Source organism: Actinophytocola sp. NPDC049390 (assembly GCF_044466355.1).
In the GTDB taxonomy this organism is placed as follows: domain Bacteria; phylum Actinomycetota; class Actinomycetes; order Mycobacteriales; family Pseudonocardiaceae; genus Actinophytocola.
The window spans coordinates 12,335-29,579 of sequence record NZ_JBITMQ010000008.1 but is presented as its reverse complement, the minus strand read 5'-3'; the positions used below and the strand labels follow the sequence as shown (position 1 = coordinate 29,579).

Annotated in this window: 16 protein-coding genes; 5 read left to right on the top strand and 11 right to left on the bottom strand. The window is 71.7% G+C overall.

Going from position 1 to position 17,245, the window contains the following annotated elements; translation table 11 throughout:
• Window positions 1-2: 2 nt before the first annotated feature.
• The gene (locus tag ACIBVP_RS22565) at window positions 3-1,070 is read right to left on the bottom strand and encodes a hypothetical protein (protein ID WP_396108209.1); all 1,068 of its coding nucleotides are present in this window, start codon (window positions 1,068-1,070) and stop codon (window positions 3-5) included.
• 90 nt (window positions 1,071-1,160) lie between these two features.
• Between ACIBVP_RS22565 and ACIBVP_RS22560 the strand changes: the two genes are divergently transcribed.
• Window positions 1,161-2,663: a protein kinase gene (locus tag ACIBVP_RS22560; RefSeq protein WP_396108208.1), complete on the top strand. Its 1,503-nt coding sequence runs from the start codon at window positions 1,161-1,163 to the stop codon at window positions 2,661-2,663.
• Here ACIBVP_RS22560 and ACIBVP_RS22555 read toward each other — a convergent pair.
• Window positions 2,653-3,783 carry a S8 family peptidase gene (locus tag ACIBVP_RS22555; RefSeq protein ID WP_396108207.1) on the bottom strand — a complete coding sequence of 377 codons (1,131 nt, stop codon included), beginning with the start codon at window positions 3,781-3,783 and terminating at the stop codon, window positions 2,653-2,655. The two genes, ACIBVP_RS22560 and ACIBVP_RS22555, sit on opposite strands and share 11 nt — an antisense overlap.
• Window positions 3,784-3,943: 160 nt before the next feature.
• Between ACIBVP_RS22555 and ACIBVP_RS22550 the strand changes: the two genes are divergently transcribed.
• Together ACIBVP_RS22550 and ACIBVP_RS22545 are read left to right on the top strand one after the other, a co-directional pair.
• The gene (locus ACIBVP_RS22550; protein WP_396108205.1) at window positions 3,944-6,148 is read left to right on the top strand and encodes an MMPL family transporter; all 2,205 of its coding nucleotides are present in this window, start codon (window positions 3,944-3,946) and stop codon (window positions 6,146-6,148) included.
• A gap of 110 nt (window positions 6,149-6,258) precedes the next feature.
• Window positions 6,259-7,920: a hypothetical protein gene (locus ACIBVP_RS22545; RefSeq protein WP_396108204.1), complete on the top strand. Its 1,662-nt coding sequence runs from the start codon at window positions 6,259-6,261 to the stop codon at window positions 7,918-7,920.
• 78 nt (window positions 7,921-7,998) lie between these two features.
• On the opposite strand, the gene recG is transcribed toward ACIBVP_RS22545, so the two are convergent.
• Genes recG through ACIBVP_RS22525 form a run of 4 tightly spaced genes read right to left on the bottom strand, consistent with a single transcriptional unit; the run spans window position 7,999 to window position 12,652 of the window.
• On the bottom strand, window positions 7,999-10,185 hold the full coding sequence (gene recG / locus ACIBVP_RS22540; protein WP_396108203.1) for an ATP-dependent DNA helicase RecG: 2,187 nt from the start codon (window positions 10,183-10,185) through the stop codon (window positions 7,999-8,001).
• Between the two features lie 48 nt (window positions 10,186-10,233).
• On the bottom strand, window positions 10,234-10,554 hold the full coding sequence (gene trxA, locus ACIBVP_RS22535) for a thioredoxin (RefSeq protein ID WP_396108202.1): 321 nt from the start codon (window positions 10,552-10,554) through the stop codon (window positions 10,234-10,236).
• Between the two features lies 1 nt (window position 10,555).
• Window positions 10,556-10,924 (bottom strand): MerR family transcriptional regulator, encoded by a 369-nt coding sequence (locus ACIBVP_RS22530; RefSeq protein WP_396108201.1) that lies wholly within the window; start codon window positions 10,922-10,924, stop codon window positions 10,556-10,558.
• Between the two features lie 48 nt (window positions 10,925-10,972).
• Window positions 10,973-12,652 carry a DAK2 domain-containing protein gene (locus ACIBVP_RS22525; protein WP_396108200.1) on the bottom strand — a complete coding sequence of 560 codons (1,680 nt, stop codon included), beginning with the start codon at window positions 12,650-12,652 and terminating at the stop codon, window positions 10,973-10,975.
• A gap of 135 nt (window positions 12,653-12,787) precedes the next feature.
• On the opposite strand from ACIBVP_RS22525, the gene rpmB reads away from it, so the two are divergent.
• Window positions 12,788-12,979, top strand: a complete 192-nt coding sequence (gene rpmB, locus ACIBVP_RS22520; protein WP_075124203.1) for a 50S ribosomal protein L28 — start codon at window positions 12,788-12,790, stop codon at window positions 12,977-12,979.
• A 72-nt stretch (window positions 12,980-13,051) separates the two neighbouring features.
• On the opposite strand, the gene ACIBVP_RS22515 is transcribed toward rpmB, so the two are convergent.
• Window positions 13,052-14,083, bottom strand: coding sequence for a LuxR C-terminal-related transcriptional regulator (locus tag ACIBVP_RS22515; protein WP_396108199.1), 1,032 nt, complete (start codon window positions 14,081-14,083; stop codon window positions 13,052-13,054).
• A 112-nt stretch (window positions 14,084-14,195) separates the two neighbouring features.
• Here ACIBVP_RS22515 and ACIBVP_RS22510 point away from each other — a divergent pair, with 112 nt between their 5' ends.
• The gene (locus ACIBVP_RS22510) at window positions 14,196-14,552 is read left to right on the top strand and encodes a YybH family protein (protein ID WP_396108198.1); all 357 of its coding nucleotides are present in this window, start codon (window positions 14,196-14,198) and stop codon (window positions 14,550-14,552) included.
• Window positions 14,553-14,562: 10 nt separating this feature from the next.
• On the opposite strand, the gene ACIBVP_RS22505 is transcribed toward ACIBVP_RS22510, so the two are convergent.
• From ACIBVP_RS22505 to ACIBVP_RS22490, 4 genes are read right to left on the bottom strand one after another with little or no spacing between them, the layout of a single operon-like run.
• Window positions 14,563-15,240 (bottom strand): uracil-DNA glycosylase, encoded by a 678-nt coding sequence (locus ACIBVP_RS22505; protein ID WP_396108197.1) that lies wholly within the window; start codon window positions 15,238-15,240, stop codon window positions 14,563-14,565.
• 22 nt (window positions 15,241-15,262) lie between these two features.
• On the bottom strand, window positions 15,263-15,784 hold the full coding sequence (locus ACIBVP_RS22500) for a gamma carbonic anhydrase family protein (RefSeq protein ID WP_396108196.1): 522 nt from the start codon (window positions 15,782-15,784) through the stop codon (window positions 15,263-15,265).
• Entirely contained in the window at window positions 15,766-16,230 is a 465-nt protein-coding gene (locus tag ACIBVP_RS22495) for a GNAT family N-acetyltransferase (protein WP_396108568.1), read from the bottom strand. The genes ACIBVP_RS22500 and ACIBVP_RS22495 overlap by 19 nt, the downstream gene beginning before the upstream one ends.
• Window positions 16,231-16,262: 32 nt before the next feature.
• Window positions 16,263-17,240, bottom strand: coding sequence for a thiamine-phosphate kinase (locus ACIBVP_RS22490; RefSeq protein ID WP_396108195.1), 978 nt, complete (start codon window positions 17,238-17,240; stop codon window positions 16,263-16,265).
• Between the last annotated feature and the right edge of the window lie 5 nt (window positions 17,241-17,245).

Here is a 17,245-nt window from a genome sequence, read left to right as displayed (position 1 = left end):
GCTCAATCCTCCGGAAGAGTGATCTTCACCGTGGCCTCCTTGGTGGGGCGGTACGGGTAGTCGTCGCCGGCGTACACGCAGTTGAATGTTTGCGCTTTCACCGTCAGCGTGGCCTCGGACAGACTCGCGGGCACCTCGTAGACCAGCACCTTCTGCTGTTCGAACTCCTCCATCTCGGAGTGCTTGTCGACCACGGCGTACGTCTCGCCGTCCGCGGTGAGCGTGAACGCGGCGAACGGCAGGACGCACGCGTTGGCGCCGCTGACGCTGTCCATCGACCCGTCGCCGGTCGGCTCGTAGGTGACCACGAGCCAGGCCCGGTCCGGGCCGGCGGGCATGTCACCCAGCTCGGTGGTGAAGTAGGTCAGCTCGGCCCTGGTGACGCCGACGACGTAGTTGCCGTTCTCGCCGTCCGCGTCGATCACGGGGACCCGCGCGGGCGTGAGGTTCTCGACGTAGACGGACGGCTCGTCCGGGGAGCGGTACAGGATCTCGGGCTGCTCGCCGGTGCGCCTGCCCTCGAGGAGGTCGAACTGCTGGGCGAAGTCGGCGTACTTCAGCTCCAGCTCCACCTCGCGCCGGTCGTTCGGGACACCGACCAGGTACTGGACGGTCTCGTCCTCGCCGGGCGTGTCGACCGCGTACTCGAAGTCGGGCAGGCTGCGCTGGCGGCCGTCGACGGAGACGGTGGCGGTGACCTTGCCGGCCAGCTCGTCGACGAACGGCGTCACCCGCAGGCGGAACGCGAGGAGCTTGGCGTCCTCGTCGGCGCCGTACTGGACGCCGCCGCCCGCGTCGACCACGTCGGACGTGCCGAAGTCGACCACCTCGACGCCGACGCCGTAGTTGCGCAGTGCACCGTCCTCCGGGGACTCGAGGCGGATCCCGTCCAGCTTGTCGGCGCGGACCACCTCGCCGTTGCCGAGGACCTCGCCCTCGAAGGGCGCACGGCTGGTGGTCGTCTCGTTCGACGTCGTCTGCCTGGCGGCCGCCGTCGGCGTGCCCGCGGTGCCGGTGCCGCAGGCCGACAGGACAAGTGCCCCCGCCAGGAGTACGAGTGCCGTGCGCATGCTCCCCCTCAGTTCCGTCGCTGGTTGCCCTACGACGCATCCGGTCGACGTCCGGTTGCGACATCCTGTCAGTCAGTAACCTTTCGTGCCGTGGACGATCAGGAGCGGTGGACGCGAGTGCTGCCGCTGGGTGCGGGCGCGTTCGGCGAGGTGCACCTGGCGTGGGACCGCGTCGACGAGCGGTGGGTGGCGCTGAAACGCTTCACCGGGCAGGACGAACTGGGGCTCCTCCGCTTCGTGATCGAGTCCAGGATCCGGGTCCAGCACCCGCACCTGGTGCGCACGCTGGCGTTCCGGCTGGTCGACGACCGCGCGTGGCTCGTGACGGAACTTGCCCGCGGCGGGTCACTGCGATCGCTGATGGCGAGCTACGGCGCGCTGCCCGTCGGCTGGGTCACCGAGGCGGTGGACCAGGTGCTGCGGGCGCTGGAGGCACTGCACGCGACGGGCGTCGTCCACCGCGACCTGAAGCCGGCGAACCTGCTGCTCCGCTCGCACGGCGACGAGCCCCCGCACCTGCTCGTCGGCGACTTCGGCATCGCGACCTGGCGGACGGTGTCCATGACGGGGATCGGCGCGGCCATCGGCACGCCCGGCTACCTGGCCCCGGAGTACCTCGACGGCACCCAGCCGTCGCCGGCGACGGACCTGTTCGCGGTGGGCGTGCTGGCGGCGGAACTGTTGGCGGGACGACGGTTGGTGCACTACAGCAACGCCTCGCCCGACATGCCGTCGTCGTGGACACACACGGTGCCGCTGCCGGACGAGGTACCGGGGCCGCTGGCCGCCGTGCTGTTCCGGATGGCGGACCCGGACCCGGCGCGCCGGTACACGGACTGCACGCAGGCGCGGCAGGCGCTGCTGCGGGCGTCGCCCCCGGGTTCCCGAAGCGGCCTGACCTCGGTGCCAATCCCGGACCTGCTGGCATCGGTGCCGCCGGGCTGGACGGCGGACGGCCCAGAAGCGCCGACGACCCACCTGCCCCTGGCCCCGACCGCGCCCGCGATCGACGGCGGCGCGACGGCGCTCGTCACGCACGCACCACCGGTGGCGACCCCGGCGAACGGTTCCGCGGCCGCGAGCGGCTCGGCCACCCCGCCACCCGGGCTCGCCCCCACCACCCCGCCCCGAGGCGAACCCGCACGATCAAAGCCCGCCCGGCAGAAGACCGCCCGCCGGACGAAGCGCAAGCTCCGGCGAGCGGTCCTCCTGCTCGTCGCGCTCCTCCTGGCGGGCGGCGCGGGCGCTCTCTGGTGGGCGGCCACCCACCGCGACGTCCCCGGCACGGCCACCGCCGCCGGGCAGCCCGGCACGGGGGAAACCGAGAGCCGCTGGGAACCCGAGGTCGTCGAACCGTGCAGTGCGGTCGACATCGCCCAGACACGCGCGAACGGCACCGAGCGGTGCCAGCGCACCCGCGACACCACCACCCCGCAGAGCTGGGTCAAGGCTCCGCCCGACGGCTTCCCGGTCAAGTCCGACCCCAGCGGCCCGTTCGTCGCCGAGTCGTGCCAGGCCGACGGGGACACCGACTACTCCCCCGTCGGCGACCACCTCTACTGCGAGAACAAGACCTGGACGGTCATCGCCTAGGCCCCGGGTCGACGTACAACAGCCGGTTCGGGGTCCCCGGCGGGACGTTGCACAGCCGGTCCTTTGTGGACGCCGCGATGAGCGCCGTCTGCACCTGCGCGGCCGTGGCCGTCGGGTTGGTCTGCAGGTAGATGCCCGCCGCGCCGGCCACGTGCGGCGCCGCCATCGACGAACCCGACAGCATCGCCGACGACGTGTTGCTCGTGATCCACGGGCCGACGATGTTCACACCCGGCGCGAACATGTCCACGACGGAACCGGTGTTCGTGCTCGACGAGATGCAGTCGTTCGGGCCGCTCGCCCCGATCGTCAGCGCCTCGCCGACCCGGGCGGGCGAGTAGTTCCCCGCGTTGCTCGCCGACCCGCCCGCGGCGACCGCGTAGCTGACGCCCGACGCGATCGAGTTGCGGACCGCGGTGTCGAGCGCCAGGTTCGCCGAACCGCCGAGGCTCATGTTCGCGACCGCGGGTTTGACGGCGTTGGCGGTCACCCAGTCGATGCCCGCGATGACGTCCGACATGGAACCGGAGCCGTTGTCGTCCAGCACCTTCACCGGCACGATCCTGATCTTCTTCGCGACGCCGTACTTGGCGCCGCCGATGATGCCCGCGATGAACGTGCCGTGCCCGTTGCCGTCACCGGCGTCGGTGTCGTCGCCGATGAAGTCGTAGCCCGGCAGCACCCGGCCGCCGAAGTCCACGTGCGTCGCGCGCACGCCGGTGTCGAGCACGTACGCGTGCACGCCCGGCGCCTCGTTCGGGTACCGGTACCGGTGGTCGAGCGGCGGGTCCCGCTGGTCGATCCGGTCCAGCCCCCACGACGGCGGGTTGAGCTGCTCGCCCATCGCGCGCACGGGCGTGTCCCGCACCACCGCGTCCACACCGGACTCACGGGCGAGCGCCGCGGCCTGTTTTTCCGTCAACCGCACCGAGAACCCGTCCAGCGCGGACGAGTAGACGTGCGACACGGACGCGAACCGGTGCGCGAAGGCACCCGCGTCCTGGTTCAGGACCACGATGTAGTCCCCGTACCGCTCGGGCTCCGCGTGCGCAGGCGCCGCCCACAACGTCCCGAGCAGGCACGCGACCCCGATTTTCGCCAGAAGCTTGCGCAGGTTCATACCCATCTCGTTACGCGACCACCGATATGTGAGCAAGCTTCACCAATTGCCATGCGGCGGTAGGGCTGGCCCCACCCCCGGTTCGGGGGCGCGCACCCGTGTGCCGGGCCACCGGTTCCGAAACCATCGGATCCCTTGGGAGACAGGGAAAGGAAAGCAGATGCGCAGGCAACCGGCAACGGTCCGCGTGGCGAGGTGGAGCGCGACGCATCCGTGGCGTGCGATCGGGATGTGGGTCGTGTTCGTCGCGGTGTGTTTCGCGGCGGGCGGGTGGGCGGGCAACAAGGAGGCGACCGGGTCGGACATGGCCGTCGGCGAGTCCGGACGCGCCACCACGATCATCGAAGAGGGGAACTTCGCCGAGCACGCGAAGGAGAACGTGCTCGTCACCGCCCGCTCCGGGCGGCTCGATCCGGCCGAGGGGCAGGCGGCCGCGACCGACGCCGCGGACCGGCTGGCGGCGCTCGACGAGGTGGAGTCGGTCGGCGATCCGGTGCCGTCCCGGGACGGGACCGCGCTGCTCGTGCCGGTCACGATGGCCGGTGACCGGGACGGGGCGAGTGACCGCCTAGGCCCGCTCCACGACGCGACCGCGGCCGTGCAGCGGGACCACCCGGACCTCCGGGTGGAACAGGTCGGCGGCCCGTCGATCAACAAGGGCATCAACGACCAGGTCGGCGACGACCTGCTCAAGGCCGAGCTGATCAGCGTGCCGGTCACGCTCCTGATCATGCTGATCGCGTTCGGCGCGATCATCGCCGCCGGGGTGCCGGTGCTGCTCGCGATGTCCGCGGTCGGCGCCGCGTTCGGGCTCTCCGCGCTGGCGTCGCACTTCGTGCCCGCCGTCGACTCGCTGGGCAGCATGATCGTCCTGATGGGCATGGCGGTCGGCGTCGACTACTCGCTCTTCTACCTCAAGCGGGAACGTGAGGAACGGCAGAAGGGCATGACCCACACGAGTGCCGTGGAGATCGCGGCGGCCACGTCCGGCCACTCGGTCGTGGTGTCGGGCATCGCGGTGATCGTCTCGATGGCGGGGCTGTACCTCGCGAACGACGCCGTGTTCGCCTCGCTCGCGACCGGGTCGATCATCGTGGTCGCGGTGGCGGTGCTCGGGTCGCTGACCGTGCTGCCCGCCCTGCTCGCGAAGCTCGGCAGGCGCGTCGACCGACCGAGGGTCCCGCTGCTGTGGCGGCTCACCAACCGCACCGGCCCACCTCGGGTGTGGCCGCGCCTGCTGCGGCCCGCGCTGCGGTTCCCGCTGGTCACGCTGCTGCTCTCGATCGCGGCGCTCGGCGCGCTCGCGCTGCCCGCGCTGGACATGAAGCTGAAGTCCTCCAGCGAGTCCGACCTGCCGCGCACCATCCCGGTCATGCAGGCCTATGACCGCCTGACCTCGGCGTTCCCGAGCGAGGGCACGAACCACGTGATCGCGGTGAAGGCCGGTCCGGCGACGGCGGACGCGGTGCGCACCGCGCTCGAGGACCTGTCCGGCCGGACCCAGGACGACCCGCTGTTCGCGAACGTCGACGAGCCGGTGATCAGGACCTCGGCCGACGGACGGGTCACCACGCTGGACATCCCGACGACAGCGGGGATCGGCACCGACGAGGGCGAGCGGTCGCTCGACGCGCTGCGGACCACCCTCGTGCCCGCGACGGTCGGAACGGTGAGCGGCGCCGAGTACGCGGTCGGCGGCGGTATCGCGGAGAACGTCGACTACACCGGGAACCTCGCCGACCGGATGCCGATCGTGATCGGGTTCGTGCTGCTGCTGACGTTCCTGATCATGGCCGTCACGTTCCGGTCGCTGATGGTGGCGCTGACCGCGCTGCTCCTGAACTCGCTGTCGGCGGCGGCCGCGTTCGGCACCCTCACGCTCGTGTTCCAGCACGAGTGGGCGGAGGGCATCCTGGGCTTCCACTCGAACGGCGCGCTCGTCGCGTGGATACCGCTGTTCCTCTTCGCTGTCCTGTTCGGACTGTCGATGGACTACCACGTGTTCGTGGTGAGCCGGATCCGTGAGGCGGTGCGCGGTGGGCTGTCCACCAAGGACGCGGTGTCGCACGGCATCAGCCGGTCGGCCGGGGTGGTGACATCCGCGGCGGTCCTGATGGTGTCGGTGTTCGCGATCTTCGCGACGTTGTCGTTGAACGAGATGAAACAGATGGGTGTCGGACTGGCGGTCGCCGTGTTCGTCGACGCCATGGTCATCCGGGTGCTGGTGCTGCCGTCGCTGATGGCACTCCTCGGCAGGGCGAACTGGTGGCCGGGCCGAATCCGCCGTGACGAGGCGTCACCGATATCCCCTGTTGATGATCACCCGACAGAGCATTTGCCCACCGTGGTAATGCCGCGCGGCTGATTAGTCCTGCCGAAGACCATCCCGCCGCTCAACGCACGGGGTGGTCTTCGGCGGCTTATCACCCTCCTGCCGGAGTGCCCCACCAGGGGGACCATCTAAAGTGTGGCGGCATGGCCGATGGTGAGTCCGACCCGAATCTCCGGGTCCCCCGTTTTGACACTGTCCTCCGCGGCTACAACCCGCGCCAGGTCAACGAGCGAGTCACGCGCCTCTCGTTCGACCTGAGCCATGTCACGAAGAGCCGCGACGAGGCGGTCGCCAAGGTCGCCGAGCTGACCAAGGCCCTCGGCAGTGCCCAGCAGCAGCTTCTGGACGCCAAGGAACAGCTGCACCGCATCACCGTCAACCCGACGTCCACCGAGGCGATGTCGGAGCGCCAGCGTTTGATGTGGCAGCTCGCCGAGGAAGAGATCGCCGAGTTCAAGCGCGACGCCGACAACTACGACCGGTCGACGAGAGCCGACGCGGACGAGTACTCCCACTCCACGCGCGCGAAGGCCGACTCCCACGCCTCCGCGACGAGAGAGGAGGCGGACGCCTACGCGGCCAAGACCAGGCAGGACGCCGACGAGCACGCGGCGGGCACCCGCAAGGGCGCGGACGAGTACGTCGCGCAGACGAAGGCGGCCGCGGACGAGTACGCGGCGAGCGTCAAGGCGGACGTGGCGAAGTACGCCAAGGACCAGAAGGCCAAGCAGGACGGCATCACCGCGGAGCTGGCGGAGCGGCGCAAGACGCTCGAGGCCGAGTACGCGAAGAACCACGCGACGCTCGAGAACGAGTACGAGCAGCTGCGTGCCCGCAACGCCACCGAGCACGAGCAGCTGATGGCGGAGGCGCGCACCGAGGTCGAGCGGGCGACGAAGGCCAACGAGACCCGCATCGCGCAGCTGGACGCGGAGGCCAAGCAGCGCCGCGAGCAGCGGGACGCGGACGCGCTCAAGCAGCGGGAGCTGCTGGACCAGAAGGCGGCCGAGAAGCGGGCGTCGCTGGAGCAGGAGACCGAGGCGGCCCTCAACCAGCGCCGCGCCGAGCTGGAGCGGGAGCTGTCCGAGCGGGCCGGCGTCGCGAAGGACCGCGCCGCCAAGATCGTCGGCGACGCCGAGCGCGAGGCCACGAAGATCCGCGAGACGATCACCGCCGAGCGGGCCGAGGCCGACCAGCAGATCGCCCAGCGCGAGTCCGCGGCGAAGGCCCGTGCCGCGAAGATCGTCGGCGACGCCGAGGTCGAGGCGGGCAAGATCCGCGAGACCGTGGCGAGCGAGAAGGCGGAGGCCGAGAAGCAGCTCGCCGCACGTCAGCAGTCCGCACAGCAGCAGGCCGCCAAGATCATCGAGGAGGCCAAGCGCCGCACCGACGAGCAGGAGCGGGCCCTGGCCGAGAAGAAGTCCTCGGTGGAGGCGAACCTGGCCGAGCTGGAGGCCATGGCCCAGCAGCAGGCGGACAAGACCGTGTCCGACGCCGAGTCCCGCGCCCAGGCGTCGGACAAGGCGCTGACCGCCAAGCGCGCCGAGGTCGAGAAGGAACTCAACGAACAGCAGGCCAACGCGAAGATCCGCGCGGCGAAGATCGTCGAGGACGCCGAGCAGCGCCTCGCCGAGGCCGCCGACCGGATCCGCCAGGCCGACGAGTTCGAGCGCCGGGTGTCCGAGCACGTCAACTCGACGTTCTCGATCCTGGAGGACGCGAAGCGCCACTTCGCGGCGGCCCAGAAGGCCACCCAGCGCCCAGCCTCGCCGCGGCAGGAAAAGGCGCAGGCCAACAGCAAGTAGCCTCGGCAGGCGATGCCCTGAAAGACGCTTTCGAGACGGTTCCGCGTCCCGAAAGACGCTTTCAGGGCATCGCTGTCCTTATGCCTTCTCCAGGTATTCGGCTTTTGTGCCGGAGACCAGCGACGCGACCATCGACGCCAGCCCGGGGTACTGCGACAGGTCCGGTGACCGCGCCACCAGGTCCTGCGCCTCGGTGCGGGCCTCGGCGATCAGGTCCTCGTCCCGCAGCAGGGAAAGCAGCCTCAACGCCGACCGCTTGCCCGACTGGGTCGCGCCGAGGATGTCGCCTTCCCGCCGCATCTCCAGGTCCACCCGCGCCAGCTCGAACCCGTCCAAAGTAGACGCGACAGCGTCGAGGCGTTCCCGGGTGGCGGTGCCGCCCAGCGTCTCCGTCACGAGGAGGCACACGCCAGCCGCCTTGCCACGCCCGACCCGGCCGCGCAGCTGGTGCAGCTGCGAGACCCCGAACCGGTCCGCGTCCATGATCACCATGGCAGTCGAGTTCGGCACGTCCACACCGACCTCGACGACCGTCGTCGCCACCAGCACGTCGACCTCGCCCGCCGCGAACGCACGCATCACCGCGTCCTTGTCGTCGGCGGGCAGGCGCCCGTGCAGCAGCGCCAGCCGCAGCCCGTTCAGCGGGCCCTCGGCCAGCATCTCCGCCACCTCGACCACCGACAGCGGCGGCCGGCGGCCGTCGTCGGAATTCAGGTTCACGTCCTCCGCGGACTCCTGGTCACCGATCCGCGGGCACACCACATAGGCCTGGTGACCGGCGGCGACCTCCTCCCGGATCCGCTGCCACGCCCGCTCCAGCCACGCCGGCTTCTCCGCCGCGGGCACCACCGCCGTGCTGATCGGCGACCGGCCCGCAGGCAGCTCCCGCAGCGACGACGTCTCCAGGTCGCCGTAGACGGTCATGGCGACCGTGCGCGGGATCGGGGTGGCAGTCATGACCAGCACGTGCGGGCTGCTGTTCTCGCCGGCGCGGGTGCGCAACGCGTCCCGCTGCTCGACACCGAACCGGTGCTGCTCGTCGACGACCACGAACCCGAGGTCGGCGAACTGCACGGTCTCCTGGATCAGGGCGTGCGTGCCCACGACGATGCCCGCCGCCCCGCTCGCCGCGTCCAGCAGCGCCTGCTTGCGCTGCGCCGCGGGCAGCGAACCCGTGAGCAGCGTGATGCGCGTGGCCTCCTCCGCCGCCCCCAGCTCACCGGCCATGGCCAGGTCGCCCAGCATGTTCGTGAGCGACCGGGCGTGCTGCGCGGCGAGCACCTCCGTCGGCGCGAGCAGCGCCGCCTGCCTGCCCGCGTCCACGACCTGCAGCATCGCCCGCAGCGCCACGATCGTCTTGCCGGACCCGACCTCGCCCTGCAGCAGCCGGTTCATCGGGTGCGCGACCGCGAGGTCGGCCGCGATCGCCTCGCCGACCTCCTGCTGACCGGCGGTGAGCGTGAACGGCAACCGCTTGTCGAACGCGGCCCGCAGCCCGTCGTCGCGGCGCGCGCACTCCGGCGCGGGACGCGTGACCGCCCCGTGCCGCCGCTGCGCCAGCGCCAGCTGGACCGCCATCGCCTCGTCCCACTTCAGGCGTTCGCGGGCGGCCTGCACGCCGGGCCAGTCGGTGGCGGTGTGGATCTTGCGGATGGCGTCGTCGTAGTTCGACAGGCCCCGGCGGTGCCGGAGGTCGGCCGGCATCGGGTCCTCGATCTCGTCGAGCATCGACAGGACCTGCCGCACGCACTTCGCGACCTGCCACGACTGGATGGACGCCGCGGCCGGGTACACCGGGATCAGCCCGGTGAACTTCTCGACCGTGTCGGCCGTGCCCTCCGCGTCGCCCTCGATCTCCTCGGTGAGCAGCTGGTAGTCGGGGTTGGTGAGCTGCAGCTTGTTCCGGTACCGCGACACCTTGCCCGCGAACAGCGCGTTCGTGCCCGGCGTCAGCGCCCGCTTGTGGTGCCGCTGGTTGAAGAACGTGCACTCCAGCGTGCGGTTGCCGTCGGTGATGACGACCTCGCTGATCCACCCCGACCGCTGCCGCATCCGCCGCTCGTTGAACGACTGCACACGCGCCATCACGGTCGCGTGCTCGCCGATCTCCAGCCCGGCGATGTCGGTCAGCTCCCCGCGTTCGGCGTACCGCCGGGGGAAGTAGCGGACCAGGTCACCGGCGGTGTGCAGGTCCAACGCGCCGGCCAGCGCCTTGGCCGACTTGGCGCCCACCGCCGCCTCGAGTTTGCTGTCCATGGAGACCATCGAGGCGATTATGTCGCGCCCCACCGACAATCGTGGGACGCCCGCCCGTCACCGCACGGCCAGGACGCCGTCCAGCTCCCTCAGCAAGGCGGCCTTCGGCTTGGCGCCGACGATCGTGTGCACCGGCTCACCGCCTGAGAACAGCAGCATCGTCGGCAGGCCCATGACGTGGTACCGCTGCCCGATGGCCGGGTTCTCGTCGTAGTTCACCTTCACGACGTCCACGTCGTCCCGCTCGGCCGCGATCTGCTCCAGCACCGGCGCGACCATGCGGCACGGCCCGCACCACGTCGCCCAGAACTCCACGAGCACCGGCTTGTCGTGCCCGAGCACGCGGTCGGCGAACGTCTCCTCGGTGACCGAATCCATGTCAGTTCCCCTCTCCCCTGCGCAGGTGCGCGGCCGCGAGCTTGGCCCGCAGCTCGTCCCGCACCACGTTCAACTGTGCGAGGTACGCCTCGACCTCGGCGATCTTGCGGCGGTACACGGCGATCGCGTCCGGGCAGGAGTCACCCTCCTCGTGGCCCGCGCGCAGGCAGTCGACGAACGGGCGGGTGTCCTCGAGCGCGAAGCCGATCTCGCGCAGCGTCTGGATCTCCCGGACGACCCGCAGGTGCGACTCGTCGTAGTCCCGGTAGCCGTTGGTGCGGCGCGGGGCGTCGAGCAGTCCGCGCTCCTCGTAGTAGCGCAGCGCCTTCGTGGTGGTGCCCGCGGTGCTCGCGAGCTCGCCGATCCGCATGCCACCGACTCTAAACATTGCCCCCGACAGGAAGGCCAGCCGCGATTGTCACTCCACGCCGAGCACCAGCACCGCGTTGTGCTGTCCGCCCTGGTAGACCACCAGTTCGGTCTCCGGGTGGACGCGCCGGAGGTAGTCCTCGAGCTCGGTCGCCAGCTCGTCCGGCGCGTCCGCGCCGAGCAGGGCGGTGACCAGCTCGCCGCCCACGGCCAGCATGCGGGACACCACACCGCACGCCGCGCGGTCCAGCGCGTCGACGCCTGGCGGGCCCGGCTCGATCAGCATCACCTCGCCGTCGGCGAAACCGAGCACGTCACCGGCCTCGCACGCGCCGATCCAGGTGATCCCGGCCTCGGCCGCCACCACGACCTCGCCGCGCCGGGTGGCCGCGGCCGCCTCGGCCATGGCCACGACGTCGTCGCTCGCGCGGCGGCGCGGGTCGTGCACGGCGACGGCCGACAGCACCTGCACCGGCGACGCGCACGGCACGACCACGACGTCCTGACCGGCGGCGACCGCGCGGATGGCGGCCTCGTCGGCGGCCTCGACGAGCGCGGGGTCGGCGGGCAGCACGGTCACGTGCGCGGCCGCCGTGCCGGTGATGGTCTCGAGCAGGCCGAGCGCGGGGTCGGCGGTGCCGTCGACCCTGCTGACGGTGACGCCCTCGCTGATCAGCAGGTCGGCGAACTCGGTGCTGCGTGACGGCACGACCACGGCGCGGTCCTTGCTGAACCGGCTCGCCTCCGGCGACGGCGCGTCGGCGAACCTGGCCACCCGGATCTGCCTCGGCCTGCCGACGTCGACGCCCGCCTCGATGGCGCCGCCGATGTCGTTGCAGTGGACGTGCACGGTCCACAGGCCCGCGCCGTCCCCGACGACGGAGACGGAGTCGCCGAGGCCGACGAGCGCGTCCCGCAGCCCGTCGGCGGCACGGTCGTCGCCGACCTGTTCGAGCAGGTACATGACCTCGTACGCGAACGCGTCCGAGCCCGACTCGCGGGAGGTGTAGAGCGAGCTCTCCTGCGGGCGGGCCACCCGCTCCGCGTTCGCCCGCTGCGCGGCGGCGAGCGCGGCGGGCTGTCCGGTGAGCACCGCGAGGAGCGCGTCGAACAGGACGACGACCCCGCGGCCCCCCGCGTCGACGACCCCGGCGTCGGCCAGCACGGCCAGCTGGCGGGGTGTCTCGTCGAGCGCGGCCGCGGCGGCGGTGGCGGCCGCCTCGGCGACGTCCTGCAGCGCGTCGGACGGCTCGTCCCGCGCGGCGTCGGCGGCGGCCCGGAAGACGCTGATCATCGTGCCCTGGACGGGCTCGGCCATGGCGGCCACCGCCCGGTCCGCGCCCGCGGCCAGCGCGGCCCGCAGGCCGGGGCCGAGCACGGCGTCGGTGCCGGCGAGCACGTCGGCGGCACCCCGCAGGAACTGGGAGACGATCACCCCGGAGTTGCCGCGCGCCCCGGTCAGCGCACCCCGGGCGAGCACCGCGACGGCGGCCCCGGCGTCGGCACGTGCCTTGGCGGGGGCCCGCAGCAGCGCGTCGAGCGCCGCGCGCATGGTGTGCAGCAGGTTGGACCCGGTGTCGCCGTCGGCCACCGGGAAGACGTTGATGCTGTCGATGGCCTCGCGGTGCGCGTCGAGCGACTGCACACAGGACACGGCCCAGCGCCGGACCTGAGCGGCGTCGAGCGCCTGCAGCATCACGCCTCCCGACGGTGGGTCTGAGCCGGACATTTCAGCAGACTAGTGGGGCGGGTTGGAGGGTCGGATCGCGAGCCGTTACCCTGTGTTTGCCAGCCTGGTGTGAGCCGGGCCGCGCGAGCTTGCTGGCCGGTCGGCCAGTTTCCACTGTTGAAAGGAGTGCCTGACGTGGCTGCCGTCTGCGACGTCTGTGGCAAGGGGCCAGGCTTCGGCAAGTCGGTCTCGCACTCGCACCGGCGTACGAGCCGCCGGTGGAACCCGAACATTCAGACCGTGCACGCGAAGATCGGCGTCTCGCAGCGCAAGCGTCTGAACGTGTGCACCTCCTGCCTGAAGGCAGGCAAGGTCACCCGCGGGTAGAACCGAGCGCAACACAGAGCATCGAGCCGGGCCCTGGCACTGCCAGCGGCCCGGTTTGCTGTGCCCGGACCGTCACGAGGTGACGGGATCCATGAACAGCCGCGCGACCAGCTCGGTCCGGCTGCGCACGGCCAGCTTGCCGAACACGCTCTTGACGTGGTCGCCGACGGTGTACTGGGACAGCCCCAGCCGCCGTGAGATCTCGCCGTTCGTGTGGCCGTTGGCGAGCAGCCGGACGATCTCCTGCTCACGCGCGGACAGCCCGTAGGCCTCGACGACCAGGCGGGCGATGTCCGCGGGCCGGGTCGGCTCGACGACCACGGAGACGAGCGGACTGCCGGCCCCGGCGTACGGCTCGGCGTGCAGGGTCAGCCAGCTTCCGTCCCGCGAACACACCTGGGCCCGCGCGGTCTCCCCCGCGGCGTGCGCCTGCCGCGCGACCCTGGCGACGTGCCAGTCGGCGTCGCCGAGACCATCGAGGCGGCGTGCCGCGGTCGCGGACCGGTGGTGCACCCGCTCCGGCCGTTCCGGGTCGACGATCAGCACGCCGGGCCCGAGGTCGTCGTGCCGGGCGTCGACCGCCCCGAGCAGGAGGGTGCGGCGGATGCCGTCGGCGATGGTCCGGCCCAGGGAGGCCACGAACCGCAGCTCGCCGGCGGAGAAGTCGGGTGCGTTCCCGCCGCGGAACAGGTTGAGCATGCCCCACGGGACCCGCCGGTCCCGGACGACGACCCGCAGCTCACGGGCGAGGCCGAGTGGTCGCAGCACGTCCCGGTAGCGGGCGCTGCGCGCCGGGTCGCCTCCGGTGGCCTGGTCCAGGGTGGCTGCGCCGACCGGGTCGCGGGCGAGCACGGGCACCGCGTTGACGTCCCGCCCACCGGTCTCGATCTCGAAGAACCGGGCGATGACCGCGGGCGCGGGACGCAGGTCGTGGTGGGCGAAGGTCTCCTGCAGCGTGACGAGGTCCAGGCCGTTGAGGCAGTGGGCGTCGACGGGCACTGCCCGCGCGAGGCCGTCCGCGACCTCGGCGAACAGGTCCGGCAGGGACACCGCGGTGGCACAGGCGTCCTCGATCGCCGCCCTGGCCGAGTCACGTGCGTTCATCGAACGCCAGTATCGCCGACGCGTGTTCGGCGGGAGAACCCCCGCGAACACGGGATGGCACGGCCCTGCCGCCAGCGCTCAGGATCGGCACAACACGATCAGAGGAGGTTGCATGCCCGCCACCGAGCCGGCCCAGCTGCACGACCTGTTCAGCGCGGCCGTCAACGCCAAGGACGCCGACGCGCTGCTGGCGCTCTACGAACCGGCGGGCACCGCGGTGCACCTGGACGGTACGACCCGCACCGGCGAACAGGCACTGCGCGCGATGATCGACGAACTGCTGTCGACGATCGAGCACATCGACGGCAGGACCCGCAAGGTGATCGTCTCCGGCGACATCGCCCTCACGTCCGTCACGTGGCACGCCCGGCTGAGCACCGGAGAGGAGGCGGGCAACACGACCGCCGAGGTGGTACGGCGGCAACCGGACGGCACCTGGCGGTGGGTCATCGACGACCCGGCCTTCTGACCAGGCGCCGTTACGGGAGCTTCCAGTCGATCGCCGACGCGCCCTGCTTCTCCAGCAGTTCGTTCGCCCGGCTGAACGGGCGGGAGCCGAAGAAGCCGTTGTGCGCCGACAGCGGGCTCGGGTGCGCGGACTCGATGCACGGCACCGGGTCCAGCAACGGCTTGAGGTTCCGCGCGTTGCGGCCCCACAGGATCGCGACCAGCGGGCCACCTCGCGCGGCAAGCGCGCGGATCGCCTGCTCGGTGACCTCTTCCCAGCCCTTGCCCTGGTGGGAGTTCGGGCGGCCGGGCTGCACGGTGAGCGCCCTGTTGAGCAGGAGCACACCACGCTCGGTCCACGGGCCGAGGTCGCCGTTGGCCGGCATGGGGTGACCGAGGTCCTCGCAGTACTCCTTGTAGATGTTCACCAGGCTCTTCGGCAGCGGGCGGACGTCCGGGGCCACGGAGAAGCACAGGCCGATGGGGTGGCCCGGCGTCGGGTACGGGTCCTGGCCGACGATCAGCACCCGCACGTCGGCGAACGGCTGCTTGAACGCCCGCAGCACGTTCTCCCCGGACGGCAGGTACTCGCGGCCCGCGGCGATCTCCGCGCGCAGGAAGTCCCCCATGGCAGTGATGCGGTCGGCGGCGGGCGCGAGCGCTTCCGCCCAGCCGGCCTCGACGATCTCGTGCAGCGGTCGTGCGGTCACGCGGGCGACTTTATCCCTACCGTCAGGACAGCCTGCGCAGCCCCGCCCTGTACTCGGAAACCCGCTGCACGTAGTTCTCCACGATGCCCGAGACCATGTCCGCGGGCACCTCGTAGCCCTCGCGCACCTTCGCCGGAACGCCCAGCGCCATGCGGTGCGCGGGCAGGTGACCGTTGAACGACATCACCGCGCCCGCGCCGAGCACGGCGCCGTCCTCGACCACGGAACCGTTGAGCAGCACCGAACCCGACGCGATCATGCACCGTTGCCCGACCGTCGCGCCCTCGATGTGCGCGTTGTGGCCGACGACCGAGTCCGCGCCGATGATCGCCGGGTGCCACCGGGTGCAGTGCACGACCGTGCCGTCCTGCACCGACGTCCGCGCGCCGACGGTGATCGAGCCCGCGTCGCCGCGCAGCACCGCCTGCGGCCACACCGACGCGAACGCGCCGATCGTGACGTCACCGATCACCGTCGCGTCCGGGTGCACGTAGGCGTCCGGGTGGATGTCCGGTTCCCTGTCGCCTAGGGCGTAGATGGGCACGCGACCTCCAACGGCTTCCCGAGGTGCACCGCTTCCGGCGCCTCCGCGTAGTACCCGAACGCCGGTACGGGCGTGTACCCGGCCGACGTGTACAGGGCGATCGCCTCCGGCTGCCGCTGACCGGTCTCCAGGACCAGCCTGGTGTACCCGGCCTCGGCCGCCGTCCGCTCCAGCTCCGCCAGCACGGCCCGCGCCAGGCCGCGGCCGCGGCACGACGGCCGCACGTACATCCGCTTCAGCTCGACCTCCGTGCCGTGTGCCCGCCAGCCACCGCACGCGGCGGGCACGTCGTCCACGTAGGCCACGAGGAACAACCCCCGCGGCGGGGCGAACTCGGCCGGGTCCACCGGCGTCAGGTCCACCTCGCCGTACCGCACCACGTACTCCTGCTGCACGTCCGCGATCAACGCCACCGCGTCCGGGTGGTCGTAGGTCCGCACTTCGATCCGCACGGACGCGATTCTGACGTACGCCACCGTCACCGGAAATGCTGCCAACCGGCCCCGCCCGCGTACGTCCCCCCGTCCACGGTGACCGCACTTCCCCTGGTCACGGTGCCGATCGCGCGCCAGCCGTCCGGTACCGCGGCCGGTTCGGGGAACGTCGCGACCAGCGCGTGATCCTCGCCACCGGTCAGGACCCAGCGCACGGGGTCGGCGCCCAGCGCGGTCGCCACGTCGACGAGCCGCTGCGGCACCTCGAGCAGGTCGGTGCGCACGTCGATGGCCACATTGGACTCCTCGCAGAGGTGGCCGAGGTCGGCGAGCAGCCCGTCGGAGATGTCGATCATCGCGGTCGCGCCGGCGAGCGCGGCCTGCGGACCGGCCTCGTACGGCGGCTCCGGCACCCGGTAGGCGCCGACCACCTGCACCGGTGAACGGAACCCGCGGCCGAGCACTGCGAGCCCGGCGGCCGACCAGCCGAGGCGGCCTGCCACCGCGACCACGTCGCCCGGCATGGCGCCACCCCTCGTGACGGGCTCGCGGCCCTGCAGGTCACCCAATGCGGTGACAGAGATCACGATCTCGCCGGCCGTGACCACATCGCCACCCACGAGGCCCGCACCCGCGCGGCCCGCCTCCTGCCACATGCCCGCGGCGAGCGCCTCGGCCACCTCGGCCTTCGTGGTCTTCGGGCAGGCGAGCCCGACGAGCAGCGCGGTGGGCACCGCACCCATGGCCGCGATGTCCGCCATGTTGACCGCGATCGCTTTGCGCCCAACGTGTTCCGGCGCCGACCAGTCGAGTCTGAAGTGGACACCCTCGACGAGCACGTCGGTGCTCGCGACCACCCGCGAGTCGGCGGCGGCGACGAGCGCGGCGTCGTCGCCGGGACCGATCAGGGTCGTCGGCGGCTGCCTGCGCCCCGCCGTCACCCGCCCGATCAGTCCGAACTCACCCACATCCGCGACGGTCTCGGGTGGATCATGAGCTGGGCCTCCTCTATTGTCGGCCACGACAC